Raw genomic sequence first — 26,313 nt, forward strand, 5'->3', positions numbered from 1 at the left:
CCGCTGCGGGACGGTAGAGTTGACCATGGACGGGTTGGCCAGGCAATCGCGTCGGTACGGCGCCCTTACGGGTGCCGGTGCCGCCGAGGAAAGTCCGGGCTCCGCAGGGCAGGGTGGTGGGTAACGCCCACTCGGGGAAACCCGCAGGCCAGTGCCACAGAAAACAAACCGCCCGCGGCCTGCTGTGCAGGCCCGCAGGTAAGGGTGAAAAGGCGGTGTAAGAGACCACCAGCGTCCCGGGTGACCGGGACGGCTAGGTAAACCCCACCCGGAGCAAGGCCATACAGGACACGTTTGAGGGCTGCCCGCCCGATGTGTCCGGGTAGGCCGCTTGAGGCCGCCGGCAACGGCGGCCCTAGATGGATGATTGCCGCACCTTTTCCGGTAACGGATCAGGTGTACAAAACCCGGCTTACCGGCCAACCCGTCCACCCCTCCAAACCGCCGAAGGCACAAACCCGGGCAGCGCAAGAGTAGCCCGCACAAAACGCCCCTTTTTCCCGGATTTGTGCCAATGCGCCGATTCCCCGACGCAGACTGGGCGGTTTTCCCCACTCGCTCCGCTATTCTGTGGCAATGTCCAATACCGCGGAGGCAAAGAAGCCGTTGGTATTCCGCAACGCCAATTTCCGGCGGTTATGGATTTCCTCGACGGCGGGCATTTTCGGTGTCGCAGTGACCAGCGTCGCGCTGCCTGTTATTGCGGTTACTGAATTGGACGCCTCGAATGCGACGGTCGCAATCCTCGCCGGTATGCCCTTCCTGCCGTGGTTGCTGTTCGGCCTTCCCGTCGGTGTGCTCGTGGACCGGTACCGGCGGCGGCCGGTGATAGTTTTTTCGCTGGCCCTGCGGACACTGCTGCTGGCCAGCCTGCCGGTGGCCTGGTGGCTGGATGTGCTGACAGTGGCGCAGCTCTTCACCGTGTCCTTCCTTGCCGGGCTCGCTGCCGTCTTTTTCACCCTGGCCGAGCAGGCCCTCATCCCCGCCGCAGTGGACCGTGAGGAACTGGTCGACGGCAACGGTCTGATGACAGGCTCCGGCGCCATGGGCGACGCCGGCGGGCGGGCCCTGGGCGGTTGGGTGACGGCTGTCTGGGGAGCGTCCAACGCGATGCTCCTACAGGTGGCGGCGTCAGTTGCCTCCCTGGCAGCGATCCTCCGCCTGGACCTGACCGAACCGGAGCCCGCCCGCTCCAAGGAGCGCCGGGTCCTGCGCGAGATGGGCGAGGGCCTGAGCTACATCTTCAGCACGGTGCCGCTCCGGATGCTGCTGTTCACTGGTGCACTGTGGAATCTCGGCGGAAACATCGTCGTGTCGCTGCTGGTCCTCCTGGTCATCAGATCCCTCGGGGAAACCCCCGCCATGCTGGGCCTGCTGACGGCAGCCACAGCTGTTGGCGGAACCGTCGGCGGGCTTTCGGTGAAATGGATTGCCGGCCGTTTCGGATCCGGCCGGGTGTGGCGCTATTCCATGTTTCCCGCGGTGGCAGGTTATGCAGGCGTGCTTCTGATTTCGCCGGGGTGGGGAATGGCTGCCGGCTTCATCGGCCTGTTTATTGCCGGCTTTTCCATTTCCCTCAACATTGTTGTTTCAACCACCTTCCGCCAGCGGGTCTGTCCGCCGCAGATGCTGGGACGGCTCGGCTCAGCTTTACGCATGGTGACGTGGGGCATGCTCGCCATTGCCGCATTTGCGGCCGGGCTTCTGGTGGACCTCGTCGGGATCCGGGGAGCGATCCTTACGGGAGTCCTGGTTGCAGCACTGGCGCCGCTGGTAGCCGCATTCGGACCGCTGCGCCGCGTGCGCGAGCTGGCCGACCTGGAGCCGGCGGACGCGGATACGGAGCAGTCCGGCCGGACCCGCCCCACCGTATTGTGACCAACGTCTCGCTTCGCTGTCCGATGGGCTTGATGTGTCCTAATACACTTGTAGGGAATACCGCCAACCGGCACAACGCAGTGCCGGCTGAGAAAAGGATGTGAAGATCTGTGAGCTCCAATTCCGATACGTGCCTTGATTCCTGGATGGATCGGGAGGCCCTCGCCGAGGCCATGATCCCGCTGATCGGGCGGCTCTACCGGGAGAACAGCGTGGTGACTTCGGTCCACGGACGCCCGCTCGTCAACAAGTCCGTCATCGATATCCTCAAGGCCCACCGGTTTGCCCGGCAGATCGATGAGACGGAGCTGCCGGTTTCCGAGACCTACCCGCTGCTGAAGGCACTGACCGAACTTGATCTCGGGGCCGCTTCCATCGATCTGGCCCGCTTGAGCAACAAGTACAAGGAACAGGGCGGCGACCTGGGCGAGTTCCTGCGTACCGAACTCGCCGACGTCGCCGGCAAGCGCGGTGCCGATGAACGCACGAGCACCGACGTCGTCCTCTACGGCTTCGGCCGCATCGGACGGCTGCTGGCCCGGATCCTGGTGGAAAAGGCCGGCGGCGGCCAGGGGCTCCGGCTGCGGGCCATCGTGGTGCGGAAGGGCTCTGAGAACGACCTGGTTAAGCGGGCCAGCCTGCTGCGCCGGGATTCCGTGCACGGCGCGTTCAACGGAACCATCACCGTAGACGAGGAAAAGAACACCATCCTCGCGAACGGCACCCTGATCCAGGTCATTTACTCCAACGATCCCGCGACGGTGGACTACACCTCCTACGGCATCAGCGACGCCGTCGTAGTGGACAACACCGGACGCTGGCGCGACGAAGAGGGCCTGTCCCAGCACCTCGCCGCCAAGGGTGTCTCCCGCGTCCTGCTGACCGCACCGGGCAAGGGAAACCTGAAGAACATCGTCCACGGCATCAACCACGGATCCATTACCGACGAGGACCGGATCATCACCGCCGCCTCCTGCACCACCAATGCGATCACCCCGGTGCTGAAGGTCCTCAACGATAAGTACGGGATTGTGAACGGACACGTGGAAACCGTGCACTCGTTCACTAATGACCAGAACCTCATCGACAACTTCCACAACGGGGACCGCCGCGGGCGGTCCGCTGCCCTGAACATGGTCATCACCGAAACCGGTGCCGCCAAGGCCGTGGCCAAGGCGCTGCCGGAACTGGCCGGCAAGCTCAGCGGCAACGCCATCCGCGTGCCCACCCCCGATGTCTCCATGGCCATCCTGAACCTGAACCTGGAAACGGCCACGGACAAGGACGAAGTCAACGCCTACCTGCGCGAAACGTCGCTGAACTCGCCCCTGCACAAGCAGATCGACTACATCGACTCACCCGAAGTAGTGTCCAGCGACTTCGTCGGTAACAAGCGTGCAGGCATCGTGGACGGCCTCGCGACTATCTCCAACGGTACGAACCTTGTGCTGTACGTCTGGTACGACAACGAGTTCGGTTACAGCTGCCAGGTGGTCCGCGTCCTGGAGGAGATGGCACAGGTGAATCCTCCGGCCTACCCGAAGGCCCAGTCGCTGGCCTCCATCGCCGGCTAGGAGCAGCAAAGCAAAAACGGAAGGCCCGCAGGGAAACCTGCGGGCCTTCCGTTGTGGTGCAGCCTGCTCAGTGGCCGAACGGATCCGGATCCACGCCGGGCATCCAGGTGTTACCGGGAACGGTCCAGCCCTGGGCCTTGATGGCCTTGCGCGCCTTCCGGCTCCAGCGGTCCGTCAACCGGTCCACGTAAAGCTTGCCGTCCAGGTGGTCGTATTCGTGCTGGATGACCCGGGCGAACCAGTCGGTTGCCTCGAATTCCACGGGGGCGCCGTTCTCATCAAAGCCCTTGATCTTGGCCCAGTCCGCCCGGTTGACGGGAAAGTTCTCACCCGGCACGGACAGGCAGCCTTCGGACGTCTCGTCCGGATCGGGCGCCGAGCCGGGCACCTTGGAGGTGATGAGCACCGGGTTGATGACGACGCCGCGGTCCGGGGCGTCGTCGTCGTTTTCGTAGGCGAAGGTAAAGAGGCGAAGCCCGACACCGATCTGCGGGGCCGCGAGGCCCACACCGTTGGCTACGTCCATGGTTTCGTACATGTCCGCAACCAGGGTGCGCAGTTCGTCATTGAACTCTTCCACCTCGGCTGCCCGCCGGTGCAGGACGGGTTCTCCATGGATGACGATGGGACGAACGGTCATTGCTGTCTTTCTTTCCTATGGATGGAACGGGAGGCGCTTTGCCTAGCGGGCGATGTCGCGCCCGATCACTTCCCGCATGATTTCGCTGGTGCCGCCGAAAATGGTCAGCAGCCGTGCCGCGAGGAACGCCTGCGCCACGGGGTATTCCAGGATGTAGCCGTAGCCTCCGTGCAGCTGCAGGCACCTGTCCGTAATGGACTTGGCACGTTCGCTGGCCCACAGCTTGGCCTTCGCGGCGGCGACGGCGTCGAGTTTGCCTTCATTGAAGGCCGTGACCGCTGAGTCGACGTAGGCTTCGGTGACCTCGACCTCGGTGGCAATATCGGCCAGCGCGAAGCGGGTGTTCTGGAAGTCCGCCACCCGGCTGTCGAAGGCGCTGCGGTCCCGGGTGTAGTCCAGGGTTGCCTCATAGACGGCGCGGGAGACGGCGGAGGAGGCAACGGCGATGGCGAGCCGGCCCTGCGGGAGCTGGCCCTCGGCGTACTTCAGCCCCCGGCCGATCTCGCCCACGAGGTTACCGGCAGGAACGCGGACGTTGTCGAAGAACAGTTCGGCGGTGTCGGATGCCTTCAGGCCCATCTTGTCCAGCTGGCGGCCGGTGCTGTACCCCTCGGTCTTCTCCACTATGAACATGCTGAAGGAGTCCCGCTGCCCGCGCCCGGTACCGCCGTCGGTACGGGCCAGGACAAGGGAAGCGTCGCCGGAGATGCCGTTGCCGATGAAGGTCTTCTGGCCGCTGATCAGCCAGTCGCCGTCGTCGGTGCGGACTGCCTTGGTCCGGATGCCGCGCAGGTCGCTGCCGGCGCCGGGTTCGGTCCAGGCCACGGAGGTAACCTTGTCGCCGGAAACCATATCCGGCAGCCAGCGCTGTTTCAGGTCATCAGACCCGTAGGCCAGCAGGTGGGGGAGCACCAGGTCATCATGCAGATGGAAGGCCAGGGCCACGGCCAGGTGGTTGGAGCGGGCAAATTCCTCGTCCATCACGGCGCGGAAACGGTAGTCCGGCATTCCGGCTCCGCCGAACTCCTCGGGAACCGCCAGACCCAGCAGGCCCTGCTCGCCGGCTGCCTTCCACAAACGGCGGGGCATCATGTGCGCCGCATCCCATTCGGCATAGCCGGCGGCAACCTCGCGGGCATCGAATTCCCGGACGACGTCCCGGAACAGCTCATGGTCCTCTTCGAACAGTCTGCGCTCCACGGCGGAGCCTCCTCATTGATAAGCCACGCATCGGCGTGTGGTTCTGACGGTGCTGACGGTGCTGAAGGTTCTGGCAGCTGGGGCCGGGGCCCTCCGGCTGCGTTGCGCGAACCTGCCGCTAACAGTGAAACACAAACAGCAAAGGCCGCCCCGGAATCATCCGAGGCGGCCTTTCGAAGCTGTAACCGCCAGCCCCATTGGGGTGAGTAACGGGGGTTGAACCCGCGACCTCCTGGACCACAACCAGGCGCTCTGCCAACTGAGCTATACCCACCATGTGCCTCAAACGTTCATCCGCGAAGTCCAGGCGAGTGGTCTTGCGGACTCATTTATCTGAGGCAGCGGAATCAAGCTTACACGGTTTTTTGAGTGCTTCTGACACAACCGGCACCAAACACCGTTTTTGTGATGGAGCTAACTTTCAATTCCCGCGGCGATCTTCTTGGCGGTGGCGGAATCCGGCCCCGGCGCGGGGACGAAAACGGCCTCGCGGTAGTAGCGCAGCTCATTGATGGAATCCCGGATATCACCGAGGGCACGGTGGCCGCCGTTCTTGGCCGGCGCCTGGAAGTAGGCGCGCGGGTACCAGCGGCGGGCCAGTTCCTTGATGGTGGACACATCGATGATCCGGTAGTGCAGATAGTCGATGACCTCCGGCATGTCGCGGGCCAGGAACATCTTGTCAGTACCGACGGAGTTGCCGGCCAGCTGTGCCTTCTTCGGCTCGGGGACCCATTTGGTGATGTATTCGATGACGGCGGCCTCGGCCTCGGCCATCGTGATGCCGTTCGGGAGTTCGTCCAGCAGCTTGGAGGTGGTGTGCATCTGGCGCACAAAATCACCCATCTGGGACAGCGCGGCTTCATCGGGTTTGATCACCACGTCCACACCGTCACCGAGGATGTTCAGTTCGGAGTCCGTGACCAGGACGGCCACTTCGATCAGGGCATCGTTTTTAATGTCCAGACCGGTCATTTCGCAATCGATCCAGACCATACGTTCATTAGTTATCGGCACAATTCCAATGTACCGCGTCCGCGCGCCCCAGGAAGGAGCCGCTACAGGCTTGAATGGCTGCGCTGGCGCCTGTCCGGAAGCTCCGCATCTGCGGTGGTGAAGGAGGCCGGAGTACCCGTCAGGTAGGGCTGCAGCGGGATCTGCCCGGTTTCGGGAGGGCCGAAGGTCCGCGTCCAGCGGCTCGGCTCGGCCGGCATCTCGTGGAAAACCGGTGCCGCGGCGGCACGCCGTCCCTGCGCTGCGGCCATCCCGGCGCCCATACGGACCGGCCCGGGCGAGGGCGGGGGAACCGCAACGGCACCAATGCGGGCATGGCGCCGGGTGCCGGGTACGCGCGTCGAAAGATCCGGTACGGGGGCGTTCGGTACAGGAATTGCTGCATCCGCGGGCAGAATAATCGGCGCTGCAGCCGATGCCGTTGCGGCGGGAGCTGTTGCGGCGGGGCGGGTCGCCGTTGAGGGTTTCGGGGCCGCCGGTTCGGGCGCTGCTGAGTCGGGCGCTGCTGAACCGGGTGCTGCTGAAGCGGACTGTGTCGGCGCGGACTGTGGTGATTCCGCCGCTGTCACACCGCGTGCTGCCAGTCCGGGCTGTGCGGCGGGGGAGCGGTCCTGTGCGGAGCTGAACTGCCAGGCGATCCCGAAAGCGAACAGCAGCAACCCGGAAACCGTGGCTACGATACCGGGCGGCACCTGGACCCAGACCATGGCACCGGCACCCACTGCCGCGAGGAAAGCGCCCCAGAGGATGAGTTCGGAGTTGCGGGCGGAGAAGGAGGTGCGCGCGGATGCGCGTCGGGGTGTTCGGCGGGCCTTGTCCGGCCCGGACGTACTTACCTTTTTGTCCGGAGATTTTGCCTTCTTCTCCGATGATTTTGAAAAAGGTTTTCCTACAGGTTCTGCCCGGTGGCGCCCCACAGCCAATACCGCCTTGCCTCATTAGTCACGTCTGGGCCTTCAGTCTATGCGCCCGTGCCGCGGCTCACAGGATTGAGTGCGGCCGCGTCGCATTCGGCCCGGGAGGGGAGGGGCGGCGGTGCTAATATCAGCGTATTGACGGTGCCCGGGCATTCTTGTGCCCGTGTTCAGAACCGGTGCCGGAACGGTGCAGGAATGTAACTGCCCGGGGCCCGCAGAACCAGAGATCCCCCAGAGATTGGAACCATGTAGATGACCGCCCAGGTCCCCGCGACCGAGCCTTCGTCTCCTGGCCCGGAGACAGCGAAGGCCGACCGCCCCAACATTGCGATCATCCAGGGGTTCATTGGTTCCCTCATGATGCTGGTCGGCTCCTTCGGCGTTGGGTGGCTCTCCCTGGCGTCCTTCAATCTGCGCAGCAACCCGATCATTATCTGGATGCGTTTTGATCAGCCGTTGGGTGCGGTCGTGTCGGTGTTGCTGCTGGCCACGGGCGGCATGCTGCTGGTCCGGTCATGGCTCCGTCTTGGCCAGCGGATGAAGGGGTGGGGCCCCGAGTCACGCCCGGTGGTGATGCGGGCGATTATCGCCTGGTCCGCCCCCATGTGCTTTACGCTGCCGTTGTTCAGCCGCGACGTCTTTGCCTACATTGCCCAGGGCCTGGTGATGGTCAGCGGGCTAAATCCGTACAAGGACGGCTATTCGCAGATTTCGAACTATCTGCAGATCGGCGCCGACGATCTGTGGGCCCAGAGCCCCACGCCGTACGGGCCGGTCTTCCTCTGGCTCGAGGAGCTGGTGGTCCGGATTACCGGCGGGCAGCCTGAATTCTCCATCCTGCTGTTCCGGCTGATCGCCGTTATCGGTGTGGCGATGTGCATTTACTTTGTGCCGAAACTGGCCGAGCTGCATGGCATCAATCCCAACCGTGCCCTGTGGCTGACGGCCGCAAACCCGCTGTTCCTCACCAACTTCATTGCCAGCATCCACAATGACGCGCTGATGATCGGCCTGGCGCTGGCCGGCCTGTACCTGGCCGCGACAAAGCGGGTCCTGCCCGGCATCCTGCTGGTGACACTGTCGATCGGCATCAAGCCGATCACCGTCATCTTCCTGCCGTTTATCGGACTGCTTTGGGCCGGCAAAAACGCCTCCTGGCCCCGGAAGTTCGGCTACTGGTCCATGACTGCGGGCATCTCCCTGGGCTTGCTGTGGATCATGGGCCTCATCAACGGATTCGGCTTCGGCTGGGTCGGGGCGCTAAGCACCCCGGGCAGTGTCTGGATCTGGTACGCCCCGGTGGGCTTTGCGGGAATGCTCGTGGCCACCTTGGGCAACGCCCTGGGACTGCCCGGCTGGACCCTGGCGGACATCGTTCACACGATCGGCCGGCTGGCATCCGTGGGGATTGTGCTGTGGCAGATGTTCGTGGGCGAATACAGCCGCCTGATCCGGCGTCTGGCCCTGGCCTTCGCGGCCATCGTGATGCTCGCACCCATGATCCAGTCCTGGTATGTGGTCTGGCTTATTCCGCTGTTCGCCGTGACAGGGCTGCGCGATGACTGGCAGGCCAAGACCCTCTACCTGCTGGTCTCCTTCTTTATGGTCTACGCCATCAGCGACCAGCTCGACATCTGGCCCTACTTCGAGTTCAGCCTGACTGCGGCCCGGCAGATTGCCGCGGTGACCGCCCTCGGCTTCGCCCTCTACCTGATCTTTGTGGATCCGAAGACAAAGGTCCTGTTCCGCAAGAAGCTCACGGCGCCTGCACCGGGGGAACTGCGGCACTAGGCCGCTTCCCGCCGTCGCGGGTCAGCCGGATAACCCGGGCCAGTGACCAGCCGAAGAGGACCAGCAGCAGGATGTTCCGCAGCGTCAGCAGCAGTGCGACGCCGATGTTCAGGTCGTCGTACAGCGCGGAGTAGAACATCGGGTAGACGAGGGTGGTCAGCGCGGCGATGGCCGCCATCAGGATGCCGGGGACCTTCCACGCCCGTCCTTCCCACGCCAGCCCGACGGCGGTCACGGCACCCAGCCACAGCATGAACTGCGGCGATCCCACCTTATTGAAGACGATGAAGGCGCTGACCAGGGCGAGCGAGCCGGCAATCAGCAGTGCCCGGGAGTCGGCGCCGCGGCGCAGTGCCCAGATCAGGAGCAGTGCGACGGCGAGGGCGGCCAGCGCCAGCAGGGGTGTCATCAGCGCTGCCACCGGCTCGCCCAGGGCGCCGCGGACCTCGCGGGTATTGATGACTTTGTCCTCGAAGATGTACGCGTCTGAGGTGCCGGTGATCGCCTGCCAGAGTCCCGGCGTCGTAAAGGGGGCCTCCATTTGCATACCGCGGGCCCCCTGTTCCCCGAAGAAGCTGAGCAGGTGGCGGATACCGCCCGAGAAGGCGACGACCACTGCAATGACGGCCGACACGGCAGCGCCGGTGGCCAGCAGGATCAGCCGCTTCTTCCACGCCACAAGTACCGCAAGGATGACGGCGGCAGGCCAGACCTTGATCCACGTCGCCACGGCCAGCAGTGCCGAGGCCAGCACGGGGCGGGTGGCCAGGAACAGCAGCCCCATGATCACCAGTGGGGCGGTCAGCCCGTCCACCCGGCCCACGGCCACCGGGCCCAGCAGGGCCGTGACCGCGAGCCACCAGTAGGCCGCGAGGGTTCCCCGGGTGCCGGCCCTGCGGCTGAGCACGGCGACGCCGGCGGCATTGAGCCCGGTGAACAGGAGGAACCAGGTGAACATGTAGGCCGAGTGTCCGAAGGCAGCAGCAAGCACCATCGGTGCCAGCGCGCCGATGGGGTACACCCAACCGGCGTCGATCCCCACCCAGTAGCCGTCCCGGAGGCCGTCGAACGCCCACTGGCGGTAGAAGGACACGTCACTGAGGACATCTCCGTTCAGGATCCGCGACGAGAGGGCCGCCAGGAATCCGGCATGCACCACCGCAAAGACGGTCCAGAGGGTTGCCGGGCGGAGGAGCCGCCGCTGTAGGGAAGCCGGATTCCGGGACATGCGAGGGTGGTGCTCCTTCGTTGAAACCTAAGCCGTGCCGCGTCCGGGCACAGCGATAAGGCTACCGGCGCGCACCGTCCGGCATGCAATCCGCGGCCGGACACGGGATACTGGTGTTATGACCGACCTAACTGAAGAAGTGATCGTGGCCGATTTTGACGTCTCGGAGTGGGAACCGACTCCCTACCAGGTGGAGGGCACCAACAGCGAACTCTCCACTGTTCGGGCAGTGAAGATCTTTGAAGGCGACATCACGGGGACCAGCGTCGCTGATCTCATCATGGCCGGGAACTCCGTGGGCGCCGGCTATGTGGGGTCCGAGGTTTTCGCCGGCACCGTCGCCGGCCGCACGGGAACCATGGTCATCCAGCACTGGGGCCTTGCCGAAGGAACGGCCACCGCAAGCTCGGGCCACATCATTCCCGGCTCCGGTACGGATGACCTGGCCGGGATTTCCGGCAAGGCGATCTACACCCAGGAAGAGGACGGGCAGCACAGGCTGGAGCTGCGCGTGACGTTCCCGCCGCAGGGCTGAGCCTTCCCTCCGCGGCCCGGCTGCCTTAGGCGCGGCGGACCGGTTCAGAGAGCCGGATAGCCTGCAACAGCGGCCATGATGACGGCGGCCAGGGATACTGCAATCACCAGCGCGAAGCCCGCGAGCCAGACGGCGGAAGGGACCCCGGTGCGCCGGTAGAGGATGTAGGCGTCGGAACTTTCCAGGTTCCGGCGCCGCTTTGTGTGCACGGCCAGGACGTTGAGCCAGTCCCGCACCGCACCCACCAGCAGGGCAGTGCCAACGCACATGGCAACATATCCCGCCACTTCGGGGGCAGCGAACCAGACCAGCAGTACCGAGACCCCCGCACAGCCAATGGCGATGAGGAAACCCTGGCCGTTGCGGATAAACAGCAGGGCTGCCAGCAGGACCAGTGCCCCGGCGGACAGGGCGGTACCGGCCCAGCCGTTGAATGCCGCCAGGATCAGCGCCGCCCCCACGACCGCCGGCACCGGGTAACCCCAGAAACCGGCCCAGGCGGCAGGGAACCCGCCGCGGCCGAGCGAGAGCATCTCACCGGAATGGTCAAAGCGGAGCCGGATTCCCTTGACCATCTGTCCGGTCATCAGGGCGGCAAAGGCATGCCCGAGTTCGTGTACGAAGGTGACGAACAACCCGAACCAGCGCCAGGTTGCCCGCGGAATGCTCAGCAGCGCCGCCGCGGCGGCTACGGCGAGCAGCACGGCAGGATCCGGTTCCACGGCAGGAACCCGGCTGAATCCGGCCAGCACCCTGGACCACCATTCGGCACCGACGCCGGTCAATGACTCCACCGGTTCAGCCATGTTCCGCGGTTCCCTGCATCAGCAAGGGGCCGGCCGGGCTAAAGCTCGAGCACGCCCCGGAGGATCGAGTCGCCCGAGTGCGTGGGGTCGCCGTCGAACGGTTCGTCGGAAATATCAACAATTGGATACTCATCGAGGTCAAGGTTAGCCGGGATGGTGAATCTTCCCTCGGTGCCCTCCATTGTGCCCAGGCTGACCATGCGGGTGATGTCCGGCGCAATGAGCCAGACCTCACGGAAACCCTGCGCATCGGCTCCGCTGGCAGTGACCACCAGTTCGCGTGCGCCGTCCGGCCGCTGGTCCACTTCCGCCCGGCCCGTGTCCGCGTAGGAGGGCAGGGGTGCCAGGTCCACGGCGGCAACCACCTCCGAGCGGTCCGCAAGAATCCGGGAGATGCCCCAGGTTCCGGCGGCAGCAAGCACCACAGCCGCTGCCGCTGCGCCCAGGATCTGCGGCAAACGCGCGCGGCGCCGGTTGCGGCGGTCCCGGAAGGTGTTCAGCGGAACCGGGGCCGGGGCTGCGGCAGGGCCGGATGCATCCGGGCGTTCCGTCTCCGTCGGGGGAGCAGGCACATCCTCGGATTCACCGTCCTGTGCGGCCCGGACACCGGTAGCGGTATCGAAACGCCCGGGCCCGGATTCAAACGGGTCCGCACGCACGGCGTCACTCAGGCCCAGGGCTGAATGGATCCCTTCCCAGACCGAGGACGGCGGGCGAGGCAATACGTCCGGCCCGGAGGGGCTGCGCCCGGCAGAAACCACACGCTGCATGGCGGCCACCTCGGCGGAGCATTGAGCACACTGCTCAAGGTGGGCGCTTTCCTCAGGACTGGCCTCGCCCAGGGCGTTCAGGGCCAGCGTCTCAGATGGCAGATGCTGCATCGCTGACCTCCAATCGCTCGCGTAGCTGAACCAGGCTTCTTCGGATGTGGCTTTTGACAGTGCCCAACGGTAGCTTCAGTGTCTCCGAAATCTGTTGATGTGTGAGGTCTTCGTGGAAGGCAAGACGCAGGATGGAACCCTGGGGTTCGCCCAGGCGATCCAGCTCCGCATCAAGCACTACGCGGTCCGCAACATGGTCAGGGTCCGGAGTGCCGCCGGTTTGGCCGGCACGGGTCTCCGGCTGGACCGGGCTGTCCACCAGCGTTTCAGGGGTACGTACGGCGGACGTCGCCATGCCTGCAGCGACGTTCCTGGTGATTCCGACCAGCCAGGCGGCGAGCGTGGATTTATCGGGTGCGTAGCTTTCGCGGTACTTCCAGGCGCGGATGAACACTTCCTGGACGGCGTCGTCGGCGGCAGCGCCGTCGAACAGCTTCCGCTGGGCGAGGGAACGTATCAGCGGAGAAAACCGGCGGTAGGCCTCGGCCAGCGCTTCCTCGTCCCCCGCAGCAAAGGCATGGTCCATCGCGGTATCAGGGTGACTACTTCCGCCCGGTGATATCAGTGCCGTACTCCTGCCATACTCAGGAACGGCTGCCTCAGGAACCCGGCAGCTGTCTGGGAATGACACTATGGTACGGGAACCGCGGTCAGTACAACGTTATCTTCGTAGTCGCCCACGGAATCGAGCCATTCGCCGCCGCAGGTGACCAGCTTCAAACGGGGTTCTCCCTCACGGTTGAACAGATCGAACTCGCCGAGGGACGCCTTCGGGATGTTCTCCACTTTTTCCGTGGTGTAGCGCTGCACTGATCCGTCGCTGCGGGTAACAGTCAGCGGCGTTCCTGCGGGCACCTCGTCGAGATCAGCGATAGGCAACTGTTCGGTCCGTGAATCGATGTGGGCCGCAAGGACGGCGGAGCCGCGGGAGGATCCGGGGGCCGGCCCATACCGGTACCACCCTGCCTGGTAGTGATTATCGGGCAGGGCCATTGCACCGTTCTCCTCCTGCCCAACCGGGATGACTTCCAGGTCAATCCCCGTGCCCTCCACGCTCACACGCACCGGATCGGGAACCGATTCCATTGGTTCCTGTGTCGCCGGTGCAACCGGTACAGGCGTTGACGGAGCGGCCGCGCCGGGCGATGCCGCGCCGGGCGTTGGCGCAGCCTGAGCCTGCTGAGTCGCCGTCGCGGACATGGACTCGGGGGCCTGCCCGGGCTGCATGGCGCTTCCACCGCAGGCGGCTGTCCCCAGGGCTGCTGCAGCGGAGAGACATACTGCCGCGGTGAACCTGCGGAACGGTTTGACGGACATGGTGCGGGACCTCCGGGACGGGGTGACCCCGGGGCTGCAGCGTTCAAAGGGGCGGGAACGCGCTGCAGCCCCGGGGGATCAGGGGTGGCGAACTGCTAGCTGCGGTTATCCGCGGACCGGCTCTCAGCGGAGGCGGCGGATGCGGAACGGCGGCGAAGCATGAACGCTCCCAGGGCAAGGACGGCGGCCGAACCGGTGGCGGCGGCTGCGATCATGCCCTGCTGGTCGGACTGCTGTCCCACCTGCTCCAGTGCGCCCGGAACAGCTGCCGGGTTGGAGTGCATGCCCTCAATGGTCTGGGTGGCAAGGGCAAGGTTTCCGGCCTCAAGGGAGCCCCACGCGTACACGACGGTGTTGGTTCCCTCCATGAGGGCCAGATCGGCCGGGCCGATCACCGGCTCCGTGGTACCGGCCGCGGCAACGGATGCAGAAATGGTGCCGGGATCCACCATCAGCATCTTTTCATTCGGATTGGTCAGTCCTTCGATCACCGGGGAGCCGTTGGCCAGGACGTCCACGGCGGGAGCAGCTGCCACGTGCCGGACGGTCAGGCGTGCCTTGCCGGCTTCGATGGGGGAGGTGTCGTTGGTGAAGAGATTGGCCGTGGGCTTGCCGGAGGCGTCCAGGTTGGCGGTAGCGGTGTAATTTCCGCCGGCTGCCAGATCAGCGGAGATCGGGCCGATGATGGGTGCGGAAGCGTCCGCGGCATCAGCTGCGGTAATGGCCAGCTGGTAGTTGCCGCCCGGAAGGTCCAGCGGCCCGGCAAGTTCACCGGGCATGAAGTCATCCAGCGTGAGAGTGCCATTGACGTAGACATCAACGGGGGTGTCCGGGACACCGTGCAGCACCGACAGCTTTGCCATATCGGTGTCGGCGGCCGATGCCGGCATGGCCGAGAGAACTGCGGCGGCGCCTACTCCGAGGGCCGCGAAGGCGGAAGCGGTCTTACGCATGGTCTGTGCTCCTTCAGTTGCCGCACCCACCGGTACGGGTTTTTTGACTTACACCCCTACTACTTCGGCGGTCCGGGGTTTGGATGCAAAATCATGAAAACTTTTTTTGCACCGCTGGAATCGGGCTGTCCGGCGGGTTGCCAACGGACAGCGGCGGACCGGTTGCCACGGTGCCGGGCTGAACTGTGGCGAGCGGGGTCCGTAGTATCATCAACTGGTTGCCCCCGTAGCTCAATGGATAGAGCAACGGCCTTCTAATCCGTAGGTTGCGCGTTCGAGTCGCGCCGGGGGCACTTCCTGGATATGCCGCCGCAGCGGTCTCCGCCTGTGGCGGTTCCCCTGCCGCAACACCGTGCCGCGGCGTAGGCTCGGGCTCTCCAGCCCCGTTCTCCCAAGGAGCCGCAGTGCCTGCCGGCTACCTCATAACTGTCCTGTTACTTGCAACGGGCACCGTCTGCGCACTGTGGCCGTCCGGCAGTACCGTCACGGAACCCTCCGGACGGCTTCGCTTGCCTCTCAGAGTCCCGGTTTTTCTGATCGGAATGAGCTTCAACGAAGCACCCGTTTTCCCGCTCGTGGTGGCCGTGTCCGCGACGGCGCTCGCAGTGGCGGAAGGCCGGCTATCCGGTCCGGCCGGTGCCGCCGGTCTGGCCGGTATGTCCCTCGTCGCTGTTGGACTGCTGTTGGTGGCCGCACGGGCGGTTCGAAACCGGGCGGCTCCTTTCCTGGCCCTCGGGCAGAGGCTTCCCGGACGTTCCCGGGGTGCCGGAACCCGGCGCCCGGCAGGGAGGGGATACGGAGCGGTTCCTGCCGGCTTTTTCCTGCCCCTTCAACGCCGCCGCAGGGACGTAAAGCGCATCAGCAACCTTCACTACGGTCCCGACTGCCGCCACACCCTGGACCTGTACCTGCCGCGCCGCCAACCGGCCGCCGGAGGGGTGTTTATCCATTTTCACGGCGGACGGTTTTCCTCCGGAGGTAAAAACCGGGAGTCACTGTATCTGCTGTACCGTCTGGCCGCCCGGGGTTGGACCTGCGTCAGTGCGAATTACCGTTTGGTTCCTGCCGCCCGTTTCCCCGACTATGTTGTGGACGCCAAGCGGGTGGTCGCCTGGGCACGCAGTGCAGGACCGGAACATGGAGGCGGTGCGGGTCCGGTCATCGTGGCGGGAAACTCTGCCGGCGCTTTCCTTGCCGCGTTCTGTGCGCTGACGCCCAACCGGCCGAACCTGCAGCCCGGCTTTGAGGGTGCCGATACGTCGGTGGATGCTGCCGTGGTCCAGTACGGCTATTACGGCAAGGTCCTGGACGCCACGCCTTGGAGCACCCCGATGGCCCACATCACACCCGAAGCTCCGCCGTTTTTCATCCTTCACGGAGACAGCGACACGATTGTGCCTATCCGTCACGGAGAAAACTTCGCCCGGACCTTGGAACGGGTTTCCAGCCGTCCGGTGGTTTGGTGCCGCCTGCCCGGAGCACAGCATGCTTTTGACTATTTCGCCTCGATCCGCAGCCGCTTCGCAGCGGGGGCTATTGAGGACTTTGCCGGCTGGGTGCGGGACGGCCACGGCCGGGTCCGGGACGGCAACGCCTAGTGGCAGCGCACATGACCCGGCGGCAGCGCAGGGTACGGAAGGCAGGGTACGGAAGGCAGGGTACGGAAGGCAGGGTACGGAAGGGAGCCGGGCAGGAGGGACGCCCGGCAGCGGCTTTTCCTCCACAGCGCGGGGGAGCGGTGGCTCGGGCGTCCCTTCACGCACACCCGTAGATATAGGTCCGCCACGGACAGGCGGGGTACCGGAGACTGGGCAGACCGGTGGATAAGCCGGAACCCGTGCGGCAGGGAACGCGCTGTCTCAGACAACGCGGCACACCTGCACCGAGCCGAAGGCAGGACATGATGAGTGACACCATTACGCTCCGGGGCTATGTAGCCACCGAACTTCGCCAGAACACCACTGATCACGGGCTGGCCGTTGCCAGCTTCCGGATGTGCACCACCGAACGCCGATATGACCGGGATGCGGGCGCCTGGATGGACGGGCAGACCAACTGGTACGCGGTAAGCCTGTTTCGCCAGCTGGCCACCAACGCCGCTTTCAGCATCCACAAAGGGGACCGGGTGGTAGTCACCGGGCGGCTGAGGCTGCGGCAGTGGGCCACCGAGGACGGACGCAGCGGCACAAGCGCAGACATTGATGCGGATACCGTCGGCCACGACCTGATGTGGGGTACCGCCAGTTTCCGACGTACCGTTTCCGGCACAGGCGAGGGCGCGGCCGGCACAGCGGGGACGGGCCAGGCAAAGGGTACGGGGGAGGCGGAGCACGGTTCCGCCGGAGACCCGGATCTCGGGGACGCACTGGACCGGTTGGCGGACCCGCTGACGGGGGAACTTCCGGACAGCGGGGAGGAAGCGGGGTCCTCCGATGGGGATACCGCGCGGATGGCCGCGACAGCGCCCTATTAGGGATAACGCTGGGCCCTATTAGGGATGGCCGCTGCAGCCCTATTCGTCTGGACCGTCTGCCGGCGCCCCGGGAGCACGGTGGCCGCACCCGGCGCGGCCTTTGGAAGCCCGTAGTGTGCATGGCACAATCGCGGGGTGAGACTCCTGCGCAAGGCCACCCGGACCGTCCCCGCCACCCTTGTGACCGGACTGGCGTTCGCCGTCGGCCTTGCCGGCTGCGGCGTGTCATCGGACACGGATCCAGGGGCGCCCGCTTCGGGTGCCGAAACCACGGTTCCCGGGACGCAGGGTTCAGCCCCTGCCGCCGCTGAGGACGAGGCGGTGGGAGCCGTGGACGCAGAGCTGCGGAAACTCGCGGGCCAGGACCCTGACCCGGACCGCGCCGGGATGGCCGGTGCCTTCGCCGCAGCCGGGTTCGATCCGGCCGCCGTCGAAGTCTCGGCGGACCAAACCCCCACCGGGCTTGAGGTGGACGCAATGCAGGCAGCGGTTGTCCGGGATTCGCAGTGCATTTTCGGTGAGGTCCGGGACGGGGAAGTCACCGTCACCGTTCTGCCGGTCCTGTCCAGCGGCCGCTGCTTCATCGGAGACTAACCGGACGCGCCGCCGCCGACGGGATGCGCCCAGTACGCCCGGGATGTCCCGGCCCGACACGCCGGGACGAATGCCTGCCCGGCACCTTTCGCCGGCCCTGCGCGGCGGGGAAATCCCGGCCGCAACCGCATAAATGGTATATATCGGCGCTGACACATTAGCCTTGGATATATGGCGGAATTTATCTACACGATGACCAAGGCCCGCAAGGCCGTTGGCGACAAAGTAATCCTCGACGACGTAAGCATGTCTTTCTACCCTGGCGCCAAGATCGGCGTGGTGGGCCCGAACGGTGCCGGTAAGTCCACCATCCTCAAGATCATGGCGGGCCTGGACACCCCTTCCAACGGCGAAGCCCGGCTCAGCGCCGGCTACAGCGTCGGCATCCTGCTCCAGGAGCCGCCCTTGAACGAGGAGAAGACGGTCCTCGGCAACGTCCAGGAGGGCGTGGGCGAGATCTACGGCAAGATCCAGCGCTTCAACGAAATCTCCGAAGAGATGTCCCAGCCTGATGCGGACTTCGATTCCCTGCTCGAAGAAATGGGCAAGCTCCAGGAAGCGATTGACGCCGCCGACGCATGGGACATCGACTCCCAGCTCGAACAGGCCATGGACGCCCTGCGCTGCCCGCCGCCGGACGCGGACGTAACCGTGCTCTCCGGTGGTGAACGCCGCCGCGTGGCCCTGTGCAAGCTGCTGCTGCAGAAGCCGGACCTGCTGCTCCTCGATGAGCCCACCAACCACCTGGACGCCGAGAGCGTTCTGTGGCTGGAACAGCACCTCTCCTCGTACCACGGCGCCGTCCTCGCAGTGACCCACGACCGGTACTTCCTGGACCACGTGGCCGAGTGGATCGCCGAAGTGGACCGCGGCCACCTCTACCCGTACGAAGGCAACTACTCCACTTACCTGGAGAAGAAGCGTGCCCGCCTCGAAGTGCAGGGCAAAAAGGACCAGAAGCTGGCCAAGCGCCTCTCGGATGAACTCGACTGGGTCCGTTCCAACGCAAAGGGACGCCAGACCAAGTCCAAGGCCCGTCTGGCCCGCTACGAGGAAATGGCTGCCGAGGCAGAGCGCACCCGCAAGCTTGATTTCGAAGAAATCCAGATCCCGCCGGGCCCGCGCCTTGGCTCGCTGGTGCTCGAAGCCAAGGACCTGCAGAAGGGTTTCGGCGACCGCCAGCTCATCAACGGCCTGTCCTTCTCCCTGCCGCGTAACGGCATTGTCGGCGTCATCGGTCCGAACGGCGTGGGTAAGACCACCCTCTTCAAGACCATCGTCGGGCTGGAACCGCTGGACGGCGGCGATCTGAAGATCGGCGACTCCGTCCGGATCTCCTACGTTGACCAGTCACGCGGCGGCATTGATCCGGAGAAGTCGCTCTGGGAAGTTGTTTCCGACGGCCTGGACTTCATCCAGGTGGGCCAGGTGGAAATGCCCTCGCGAGCCTACGTTTCGGCCTTCGGCTTCAAGGGCCCGGACCAGCAGAAGAAAGCGGGTGTCCTCTCCGGTGGTGAGCGCAACCGCCTGAACCTGGCCATGACCCTCAAGCAGGGCGGAAACCTCCTCCTGCTCGATGAGCCCACTAACGACCTGGACGTGGAAACCCTGTCCAGCCTCGAGAATGCGCTGCTGGAATTCCCCGGCTGCGCCGTGGTGGTCTCGCACGACCGCTGGTTCCTGGACCGTGTGGCCACCCACATCCTTGCCTTCGAAGGCACGGAAGAAGACCCGGCGAACTGGTACTGGTTCGAGGGCAACTTCGAGTCCTACGAGCAGAACAAGATTGAGCGTCTCGGACCCGATGCGGCCAAGCCGCACCGCGTGACCCACCGCCGCCTGACGCGCGACTAAGTCTGCAGGCAGAAAAGAAGCCCGGTTTCCCTCAGGGGAAACCGGGCTTCTCTGCTCTGTAAGCGCTGACGCGGAGGTGCTACTGCGGCACCCGCACCATGCCTTCCTGGGCCACCGTGGCCACCAGGGCGCCGGAGCGGTTGAAGATCCTGCCCGTGGACAGGCCGCGGGCGGCCGAAGCACTGGGGGATTCCTGGACGTAAAGCAGCCAGTCATCCACCCGCACCGGACGGTGCCACCACATGGCGTGGTCCAGGCTGGCAATGCTCATGCCCGGCGTGGTCCAGGCCAGCCCGTGACCGCGAAGCACGGGCTCCAGCAGTGTGTAGTCGCTGGCATAGGCCAGTGCCGCGCGGTGCAGGTTTTCGCCGTCGGGCATTGGCTTGAAGGTCTTCATCCAGACCGCGTTGTGCGGGGTCTTTTGCCGGCCGGGACCCACGTAGACAGGATCCATGACGTGGCGGATGTCCATGGGGCGGCGGTGCGACCAAGCCTCGGCCACCGGGTGGTCAAAGTCCTTCAGCAGCTCCGCCGTCGTAGGCAGGGATTCAGGTTCCGGGATCCCGGAGGGCATTTCCTCCTGGTGGTCCACTCCCGAGTCCGGGATCTGGAAGGACGTGATCATGGAGAGGATCGGCTTGCCGTTCTGATAGGCATGGCTGCGCCTGGCGGAGAAGGACCGGCCGTCACGCAGCCGCTCCACACCGAAGGTAATGGGCACCTCGGTGTCTCCCGGGCGCAGGAAATACCCGTGCATGGAATGCATGACCCGGTCCTCCGGAACCGTCCGGGCTGCCGCGATCAGCGACTGGCCAAGGACCTGACCGCCGAACACCCGCTTGCGTGGTTCGGGCTGCGAACCTCCGACGAAGATATCCTCATCCGTCTTCGCGCCGCCGGCCCAGCTTAGGTCCAGCAGCTCCAGCAGGGAGGCTGTCGGGTCGAAGGATTCATCAATGGACATCTGGAACTGTCTCCTAGCAGGAAGGCGGCACCGTCAACGTTGGCAGCCGCAGAAAACTCTTAGTCCAAACTTACCGTTCAGTAACAGGTTTCCCTGCGCCCGGCATCCCGGACACCGTCTTTTTAGGGCAAACCTCACTCTCTGGGAGGATGGAAGGCATGCACCGATTTCCTGTCCAGCTCCGTTACGGAGACCAAGATCCCAACGGCCATATCAACAACGTTCAGTTCATTCAGTTCCTGGAAGAAGCACGCGTCCGGCTGGGCCTGCTGCCGCTCGGCGCGGGGAGTCCGGGCAGTTTCCGGGACCTGACCGGTGACCGGACGTCCACCTATGTGGCCAAACAGGAAATCGAATACCGTGCGCCCCTGCTGCACCGCCCTGAGCCTGTGTGGGTGGACGTTTGGGTGACCCGCGTCGGCTCCACCAGCCTGACATACGGGTTCCGGCTGGCCGATGAAGACGGTGGCACGGTCTACGCCTACGCCGAGGCGGTCATGGTGCAGGTGGACTCGGCCGGCGGCAGGCCGGTCCCGCTCACGGATGCCCAGCAAGAGGTCCTCCAGGGGTGGATGGGGGAGCCCGTGCCCTTCAGGACTCCCGTGTCCGCTGGGCGGAGGAACTGACGTGGAGACTGAACTACGGCTGGCCGATCCCCAGGTAACCGCGGACCTGCGCAACTTTGTCGTGCGTGCCAGGGCGGCCGACGACGGCGCCATCCGGCTGCAGGCGGTCGGCAGTGTGCTGGCTGCGTACGTATGCGTGCTCGGTCCGCGCATCCTGGGCGAAGATACGCCCACGGTGTTGGGACTTCGGACCATGCCGCTGGCTGCAGAGGCGTCAGTGGACACCACCGTGGCCCTGGCAGCAGTGGCCGACAGGTTGGCACGGATGGGCGGCAGCGAGACGTCCCTGGCGGTGCCGCCGGTGACCGTGCGGGAGACCTGGGCCGGCATCACCGCTCCGCGGTCCGGGTGGCAGCCGGCAGGCCGGGTTCCGCTCCACCTGCTCGAGCAGTCCGCCCACCGCGGTATCCGCGAAGTGGCGGCGATGCTCCCGCAGAGCGCCGGAGGAGCCGTGGTCCACAGTGCCCGGGCGAGGGTATGGGCCCAGCCGATGGGCAACACGCAGGTCCCCGTACCCGCGGGTGCGGCCTTCGCAGCACTGTCCCTGGGGTTCCTGCCCTCTGCAGGCCCGGGATCCGCGGAAGCGGGCGCCGATGCGGCCCTGTTCAGCAACGGCCGGTGGCTGCGGTTGAGTACCCCGCAGGGGCACGTTCTGGTGCGCAGCCCGGCCATCCTGTGACCTCCGGTCCCGGAACCGGGCCTCCGGTGAGACGCCTGCGGCCTGGCACCCTTTAACCGGGTGCCAGGCCGCAGGTTCCGTACCAAGGATCCGAAGGGTCAGGCGGAATTGACCATGCTGTGGGCGGCCCGCTCCAGATAGTCCCAGAGCGTCGCTTCGTGCAGGGGAGCGAGGTCGAGGGAATCGACGGCGGCCCGCATGTGCCGCAGCCAGGCATCCCTCGCCGCGGGGGTAACCACGAAGGGCATGTGCCGCATCCGCAGGCGCGGATGCCCGCGCTGCTCGCCGTAGGTCTTCGGCCCGCCCCAGTACTGTTCCAGGAACAGCAGCAGGCGTTCCTTGGCCGGTCCCAGGTCCTCTTCGGGATACATGGGACGCATCAGCGGATCCTCAGCGACCCCGGCGTAGAACACGTCCACCAGCCGGACAAAGGTGGGATGGCCGCCCACGGCCTCGTAGAAGTTGTACTGCGGCTGGGAGAAGCCCTGCGGCTGCAGAGGAAGAGAGGGACTGCCGGGAGTTTCGGATGCCGGTTCAGTCATTGCTGGCCATTCCGTCGTTGAGGGCGTCCGCCTTGGCCGGTTCGCCTTCAGCCTGCGGTTCACCGATGTACCTGCCCTGGGAGCGGTTGCCGACCTTCGCGAGTTCGCCGTTGCGGATGTACCAGACGACACCGCGTTCATCGATCATGCGGGTGATCCGGATGCCCACGGACTGCACGGTGCCGGTGGTGTCTCCCACTTCAATGACGTCGCCGATGCCGTACTGGTCCTCAATGGTGATGAAGAAACCGGCCAGGGCGTCGCGGATCAGTTCCCGGGCGCCGAAGCCGAGGGCGATACCGACAATGCCGACGCTGGCCAGCAGCGGGGCGATATTAATACCGATGGCATCCAGCACCATGATGATGGCCACGGTCCAGATCGACACATTGACGGCACTGCTGAGCAGGGCACCGATGGTGTCGGCCCGCTGGGCGCGGCGTTTCTTGTCCAGGTTGCGCATAACCGGCTGGGCCCATTTCAGCTTGGAGGCGCTGAACAGCGAATAGCCTTTCTGGGCCCGGGCAACCAGCCGGTTAATCAGGAACCGGGCGAGGAACCAAACGATGGAGGCGGCAAGAATGATCAGGCCGGCCTGGATCAGGCCGGACCAGTCGAAGTCCTCGACGGTCACGGAGGAAAGGTCGATTTCGGAAGCAGAAAGCACGGGTTGCTGAACATCCTTCTTGTTGCCGGGCAGGGAAGATCTCGTTTAAGGCTACCCGCGACGGGGTGCGACGGACCGCAGTCAGGCCTCCGGCACGGTCTGCGGCAGATGGTCAACCGGGAAATTGACACTGCGGGCAATAAAGCACAGCCGGTGAGCGTCCGCATGCAAAGGCCCGGTCGCCAGTTCGAGGGCTTCCCGGTCCCCGCCGGCGATGGTTACCCTCGGGTGCAGGACGACAGAGGTGAATTCACCGCTGCCGTCTCGGTTCAGCCGCAGCGTGCCCTCGGGCGCGTCGGTGTAGGCGAGCACGCGGATGCCGTTGCGGACAGCGACGTGCAGGTAGGAGAGCATGTGGCACTGCGCCAGCGCGGACAGAAGCAGCTGTTCGGGGTTCCACCGGTCGCGGTCGCCGTGGAAGGTCGGGTCCGCCGTGCCGGGCAGGTCCGGCAGCCCGGCAGCCCGGATGATGTGGTCACGGCCGTAGCCGCGGTAGGTCGAGGTGCCGTCGCCGCGGTTTCCCGTCCATTCCAGGTCGAGGGCGTAACGGTGTTCGGAGAGATTCACGTTCTCCAAGGTACCGTGTGCCCCGGCCCGGGGGAGGGAAACCGCGGCGGGAACGGCTAGCGGTCCGCTGCCTGGGCCTTCAGTGCACGGACCACACCGTCACGGTTTTCCAGCACGAGCCGCCGCAGCGAAGGCGCATCCTCGCCCAGTGCAGCCAGGAACTCGTCGGTGCGGTCTACGGTGTCCTGCCGGGCCAGGCGGGTGGGGTAGAGGCCGACGGCGATCTGCTGTCCGATCTCGTGGGTGCGGGTGGACCAGACGTCGCGGATGGCCTCGAAGTACTTCTGGGCGTACGGCTCGAGCAGATCCGTGTCATGCACGCGCATGAAGCCGGCGATGGCCGAGCGCTGGGCGGCGTTGGGCATATCCGAACGCTCAACAATGGCTTCCCAGGCGGCTGCCTTGGCCTCGGCCGTGGGAATGGCAGCCCGGGCCATGGCCGCAGCCAGGGCGCCGGTGGCCGTTGCGTCACGCTCGAGTTCGGCGGCAATCTCCGCCTCGCCCAGCCGGCCGCCGGCAACAAGGCCGGTGAGCAGCTCCCACCGCAGGTCCGCGTCAATGGAGAGGCCTTCGAGCGAACGGTTGCCGGCGAAGAGGTCCGCCAGGGTATCCAGGTGCTCATCGGAGGAGGCATGCGACGCGAAGGCCTTCACGAACTGCAGCTGCGAATCCGAGCCGGGTGCCGCAGCAGCCGCGAGTTCCCAGAGGCTTTCGGCGGCCGCCACGGTCATGGGCTCCCGGTCCTCGGGCTTCACGTAGAAGGCCAGGGTGGTGGCCAGCTGGCGCAGGAGGACCTGCACCACGGTGGAATCGGATTCCGAGGCGATGTTCTGCAGCACGAGTTCCACGTAGTTGCGCGCCGGAATTTCGGCGTCGCGGGCAGCATCCCAGGCTGCCGCCCAGACCAGGGTCCGGGGCAGGGAGTCGGCGATGTTGCGCAGTGCCCGCGTGGCGGTGTGCTGCGAGACGTCGTCGAGCCGGATCTTCGCATAGGCGAGATCGTCGTCGTTGAGCAGCAGCAGCGCCGGGCGCGGCTGGCCGGCAAGTTCGGGCACTTCGGTGCGTTCGCCGTCGACGTCGAGCTCCACACGGTGGGTACGCTGCAGCCTGCCCTCGTCATCCGGGTTGTAGAAGCCGATGGCCAGGCGGTGCGGGCGCAGGGTGGGGTAGTCCTCGATTGCGGTCTGCAACACCGCGAAGGAGGTGATGTTCCCGTCCCCGTCCGTTTCGAACTCGGGGCGGAGGGTGTTCACTCCGGCGGTTTCCAGCCACTTGGCGGACCAGTCCTTCAGGTCCCGACCGCTGGCCGTTTCCAGCTCCGAGAGCAGGTCGGAAAGCTCCGTGTTTCCCCAGGCATGCTTGCCGAAGTACTCGCGCACCCCGGCCATGAACTTATCCTGCCCGACCCAGGCCACCAGCTGCTTGAGCACCGAGGCACCCTTGGCATAGGTGATCCCGTCAAAGTTCACCTGTACGTCGTCCAGATCCCGGATCTCGGCGACGATGGGATGTGTGGTGGGCAGCTGGTCCTGGCGGTAGGCCCAGGCCTTCTCCAGCGATGCGAACGTGGTCCACGCCTGCTTGAACTCGGTGGCTTCGGCGGCGGCGAGCGTGGACATGAACTCGGCAAAGGACTCGTTCAGCCACAGGTCGTTCCACCAGCGCATGGTGACCAGGTCACCGAACCACATATGCGCCAGTTCGTGCAGGATGGTCACAGCGCGGCGCTCCACCGTGGCGTCGGTGACGCGGGAGCGGAAGACGTAGCTCTCCAGGAACGTGACGGCGCCGGCATTTTCCATCGCGCCGGCGTTGAACTCCGGAACGAACAGCTGGTCGTACTTCTCGAACGGGTACGGCGTGCCGAACTGCTCTTCGTAGAACGCGAAGCCCTGGCGGGTCAGTTCGAAGATGTTTTCCGCGTCCAGGTACTGCATCAGCGAACGGCGGGCGAAGACACCCAGCGGAATAACGCGGCCGTCCGAGCTGGTGAGCTCGCTGCGCACGGACTGGTACGGTCCGGCAATCAGCGCGGTGATGTAGGAGGAGATCCGCGGAGTGGGCTCAAAGGACCAGGTCGAGCGGGGGCTGGTCTCGGTGAGGTCCCCGGCGGGCAGGGGCTCCGGCGTGGGGGAGTTGGAGATGACATCCCAGTGCGACGGCGCGGTGACGGTGAAGCGGAAGGTGGCCTTCAGGTCAGGCTGTTCGAAGACGGCGAACATCCGCCGGGAATCCGGGACCTCGAACTGTGAGTAAAGGTAGACCTCGTTGTCCACGGGGTCCACGAAGCGGTGCAGGCCCTCACCGGTGTTCATGTAGCGTGCATCGGCCTCCACTACGAGCTCATTGGACTCGGCAAGGTTCGGCAGTGAGATGCGCACGCCGTCGGACACCTCGGCAGGATCAAGCGCCACCCCGTTGAGGGTGATCCGGTGAACGGTGTCGGTGACCGCGTCGATAAACGTCGAGGCACCGGGCCGGGCGGCAAACCGGACAACGGTAGTACTGCCGAACACCGAATCCCCCCGCGTGAGGTCGAGATTGACGTCATACGACTCGACGTCGAGGAGTTCTGCACGTTCACGGGCTTCAGAGCGCGTGAGATTCATACCT

Annotated in this window: 25 protein-coding genes, 2 tRNA genes and 1 other RNA gene; 12 read left to right on the forward strand and 16 right to left on the reverse strand. The window is 65.4% G+C overall.

Going from position 1 to position 26,313, the window contains the following annotated elements; all coding sequences use genetic code 11:
* Nucleotides 1–30 precede the first annotated feature (30 nt).
* The 3 genes from rnpB (at nt 31) to AC5RTS_RS11190 (ending at nt 3,452) form a co-directional block, all read left to right on the forward strand.
* Nucleotides 31–431, forward strand: an RNA gene (gene rnpB, locus AC5RTS_RS11180) — RNase P RNA component class A.
* Between the two features lie 145 nt (nt 432–576).
* Nucleotides 577–1,878 carry an MFS transporter gene (locus AC5RTS_RS11185; protein ID WP_493992106.1) on the forward strand — a complete coding sequence of 434 codons (1,302 nt, stop codon included), beginning with the start codon at nt 577–579 and terminating at the stop codon, nt 1,876–1,878.
* A gap of 110 nt (nt 1,879–1,988) precedes the next feature.
* The gene (locus tag AC5RTS_RS11190) at nt 1,989–3,452 is read left to right on the forward strand and encodes a glyceraldehyde-3-phosphate dehydrogenase (protein ID WP_493992107.1); all 1,464 of its coding nucleotides are present in this window, start codon (nt 1,989–1,991) and stop codon (nt 3,450–3,452) included.
* A 67-nt stretch (nt 3,453–3,519) separates the two neighbouring features.
* Here the strand turns inward: AC5RTS_RS11190 and AC5RTS_RS11195 are convergent, their stop codons facing one another.
* From AC5RTS_RS11195 to AC5RTS_RS11215, 5 genes are all read right to left on the reverse strand, one after another.
* Nucleotides 3,520–4,092, reverse strand: coding sequence for a peptide deformylase (locus AC5RTS_RS11195; RefSeq protein ID WP_493992108.1), 573 nt, complete (start codon nt 4,090–4,092; stop codon nt 3,520–3,522).
* A 42-nt stretch (nt 4,093–4,134) separates the two neighbouring features.
* On the reverse strand, nt 4,135–5,292 hold the full coding sequence (locus tag AC5RTS_RS11200) for an acyl-CoA dehydrogenase family protein (RefSeq protein ID WP_493992109.1): 1,158 nt from the start codon (nt 5,290–5,292) through the stop codon (nt 4,135–4,137).
* 198 nt (nt 5,293–5,490) lie between these two features.
* Nucleotides 5,491–5,566, reverse strand: a tRNA-His gene (locus AC5RTS_RS11205).
* 140 nt (nt 5,567–5,706) lie between these two features.
* On the reverse strand, nt 5,707–6,288 hold the full coding sequence (gene orn, locus AC5RTS_RS11210) for an oligoribonuclease (RefSeq protein WP_493992201.1): 582 nt from the start codon (nt 6,286–6,288) through the stop codon (nt 5,707–5,709).
* A gap of 62 nt (nt 6,289–6,350) precedes the next feature.
* Nucleotides 6,351–6,557, reverse strand: a complete 207-nt coding sequence (locus AC5RTS_RS11215) for a hypothetical protein (RefSeq protein ID WP_493992110.1) — start codon at nt 6,555–6,557, stop codon at nt 6,351–6,353.
* Between the two features lie 918 nt (nt 6,558–7,475).
* Between AC5RTS_RS11215 and mptB the strand changes: the two genes are divergently transcribed.
* Entirely contained in the window at nt 7,476–9,014 is a 1,539-nt protein-coding gene (gene mptB / locus AC5RTS_RS11220) for a polyprenol phosphomannose-dependent alpha 1,6 mannosyltransferase MptB (RefSeq protein ID WP_493992111.1), read from the forward strand.
* Here mptB and AC5RTS_RS11225 read toward each other — a convergent pair.
* A complete protein-coding gene (locus tag AC5RTS_RS11225) occupies nt 8,980–10,242 on the reverse strand; it encodes a glycosyltransferase family 87 protein (RefSeq protein WP_493992112.1) in 1,263 nt (420 codons plus the stop codon). The two genes, mptB and AC5RTS_RS11225, sit on opposite strands and share 35 nt — an antisense overlap.
* Before the next feature lie 118 nt (nt 10,243–10,360).
* Between AC5RTS_RS11225 and AC5RTS_RS11230 the strand changes: the two genes are divergently transcribed.
* The gene (locus AC5RTS_RS11230; RefSeq protein WP_493992113.1) at nt 10,361–10,777 is read left to right on the forward strand and encodes a DUF3224 domain-containing protein; all 417 of its coding nucleotides are present in this window, start codon (nt 10,361–10,363) and stop codon (nt 10,775–10,777) included.
* A 44-nt stretch (nt 10,778–10,821) separates the two neighbouring features.
* Here the strand turns inward: AC5RTS_RS11230 and AC5RTS_RS11235 are convergent, their stop codons facing one another.
* From AC5RTS_RS11235 to AC5RTS_RS11255, 5 genes are all read right to left on the reverse strand, one after another.
* Nucleotides 10,822–11,583 (reverse strand): M50 family metallopeptidase, encoded by a 762-nt coding sequence (locus AC5RTS_RS11235; protein ID WP_493992114.1) that lies wholly within the window; start codon nt 11,581–11,583, stop codon nt 10,822–10,824.
* Nucleotides 11,584–11,621: 38 nt separating this feature from the next.
* Entirely contained in the window at nt 11,622–12,464 is an 843-nt protein-coding gene (locus tag AC5RTS_RS11240) for an anti-sigma factor (protein ID WP_493992115.1), read from the reverse strand.
* Entirely contained in the window at nt 12,445–12,990 is a 546-nt protein-coding gene (locus tag AC5RTS_RS11245) for an RNA polymerase sigma factor (protein WP_493992116.1), read from the reverse strand. The genes AC5RTS_RS11240 and AC5RTS_RS11245 overlap by 20 nt, the downstream gene beginning before the upstream one ends.
* A 104-nt stretch (nt 12,991–13,094) precedes the next feature.
* Nucleotides 13,095–13,550, reverse strand: a complete 456-nt coding sequence (locus AC5RTS_RS11250; RefSeq protein ID WP_493992117.1) for a class F sortase — start codon at nt 13,548–13,550, stop codon at nt 13,095–13,097.
* Between the two features lie 326 nt (nt 13,551–13,876).
* On the reverse strand, nt 13,877–14,734 hold the full coding sequence (locus AC5RTS_RS11255; protein ID WP_493992118.1) for a DUF4397 domain-containing protein: 858 nt from the start codon (nt 14,732–14,734) through the stop codon (nt 13,877–13,879).
* 220 nt (nt 14,735–14,954) lie between these two features.
* On the opposite strand from AC5RTS_RS11255, the gene AC5RTS_RS11260 reads away from it, so the two are divergent.
* The 5 genes from AC5RTS_RS11260 to ettA all read left to right on the forward strand — a co-directional run bounded on the left by AC5RTS_RS11260 (nt 14,955) and on the right by ettA (nt 19,655).
* Nucleotides 14,955–15,027: transfer RNA gene (locus AC5RTS_RS11260), tRNA-Arg, on the forward strand.
* Nucleotides 15,028–15,276: 249 nt separating this feature from the next.
* A complete protein-coding gene (locus AC5RTS_RS11265; RefSeq protein ID WP_493992119.1) occupies nt 15,277–16,332 on the forward strand; it encodes an alpha/beta hydrolase in 1,056 nt (351 codons plus the stop codon).
* A gap of 305 nt (nt 16,333–16,637) precedes the next feature.
* The gene (ssb, locus tag AC5RTS_RS11270) at nt 16,638–17,207 is read left to right on the forward strand and encodes a single-stranded DNA-binding protein (protein WP_493992120.1); all 570 of its coding nucleotides are present in this window, start codon (nt 16,638–16,640) and stop codon (nt 17,205–17,207) included.
* A gap of 135 nt (nt 17,208–17,342) precedes the next feature.
* The gene (locus tag AC5RTS_RS11275; protein ID WP_493992121.1) at nt 17,343–17,801 is read left to right on the forward strand and encodes a DUF6993 domain-containing protein; all 459 of its coding nucleotides are present in this window, start codon (nt 17,343–17,345) and stop codon (nt 17,799–17,801) included.
* A gap of 171 nt (nt 17,802–17,972) precedes the next feature.
* Nucleotides 17,973–19,655 (forward strand): energy-dependent translational throttle protein EttA, encoded by a 1,683-nt coding sequence (gene ettA / locus AC5RTS_RS11280; RefSeq protein WP_493992122.1) that lies wholly within the window; start codon nt 17,973–17,975, stop codon nt 19,653–19,655.
* Nucleotides 19,656–19,734: 79 nt separating this feature from the next.
* On the opposite strand, the gene AC5RTS_RS11285 is transcribed toward ettA, so the two are convergent.
* Nucleotides 19,735–20,619, reverse strand: a complete 885-nt coding sequence (locus tag AC5RTS_RS11285) for an acyl-CoA thioesterase (RefSeq protein WP_493992123.1) — start codon at nt 20,617–20,619, stop codon at nt 19,735–19,737.
* A gap of 158 nt (nt 20,620–20,777) precedes the next feature.
* On the opposite strand from AC5RTS_RS11285, the gene AC5RTS_RS11290 reads away from it, so the two are divergent.
* Together AC5RTS_RS11290 and AC5RTS_RS11295 are read left to right on the forward strand one after the other, a co-directional pair.
* On the forward strand, nt 20,778–21,245 hold the full coding sequence (locus AC5RTS_RS11290; protein ID WP_493992124.1) for an acyl-CoA thioesterase: 468 nt from the start codon (nt 20,778–20,780) through the stop codon (nt 21,243–21,245).
* Between the two features lies 1 nt (nt 21,246).
* Nucleotides 21,247–21,924 carry a DUF8185 domain-containing protein gene (locus tag AC5RTS_RS11295; RefSeq protein WP_493992125.1) on the forward strand — a complete coding sequence of 226 codons (678 nt, stop codon included), beginning with the start codon at nt 21,247–21,249 and terminating at the stop codon, nt 21,922–21,924.
* A 98-nt stretch (nt 21,925–22,022) separates the two neighbouring features.
* Here AC5RTS_RS11295 and AC5RTS_RS11300 read toward each other — a convergent pair whose 3' ends face one another.
* The 4 genes from AC5RTS_RS11300 to pepN form a co-directional block, all read right to left on the reverse strand.
* Nucleotides 22,023–22,466: a globin gene (locus AC5RTS_RS11300; protein WP_493992126.1), complete on the reverse strand. Its 444-nt coding sequence runs from the start codon at nt 22,464–22,466 to the stop codon at nt 22,023–22,025.
* Nucleotides 22,459–23,133 carry a mechanosensitive ion channel family protein gene (locus AC5RTS_RS11305; protein WP_493992127.1) on the reverse strand — a complete coding sequence of 225 codons (675 nt, stop codon included), beginning with the start codon at nt 23,131–23,133 and terminating at the stop codon, nt 22,459–22,461. Before AC5RTS_RS11305 ends, AC5RTS_RS11300 begins: the two co-directional genes overlap by 8 nt.
* Before the next feature lie 81 nt (nt 23,134–23,214).
* Nucleotides 23,215–23,700 (reverse strand): OsmC family protein, encoded by a 486-nt coding sequence (locus AC5RTS_RS11310; RefSeq protein WP_493992128.1) that lies wholly within the window; start codon nt 23,698–23,700, stop codon nt 23,215–23,217.
* Nucleotides 23,701–23,756: 56 nt separating this feature from the next.
* Nucleotides 23,757–26,309, reverse strand: a complete 2,553-nt coding sequence (pepN, locus tag AC5RTS_RS11315) for an aminopeptidase N (protein WP_493992129.1) — start codon at nt 26,307–26,309, stop codon at nt 23,757–23,759.
* Nucleotides 26,310–26,313: the final 4 nt, after the last annotated feature.

The sequence above is a fragment of the Arthrobacter sp. MDT1-49-2 genome, assembly GCF_059090185.1.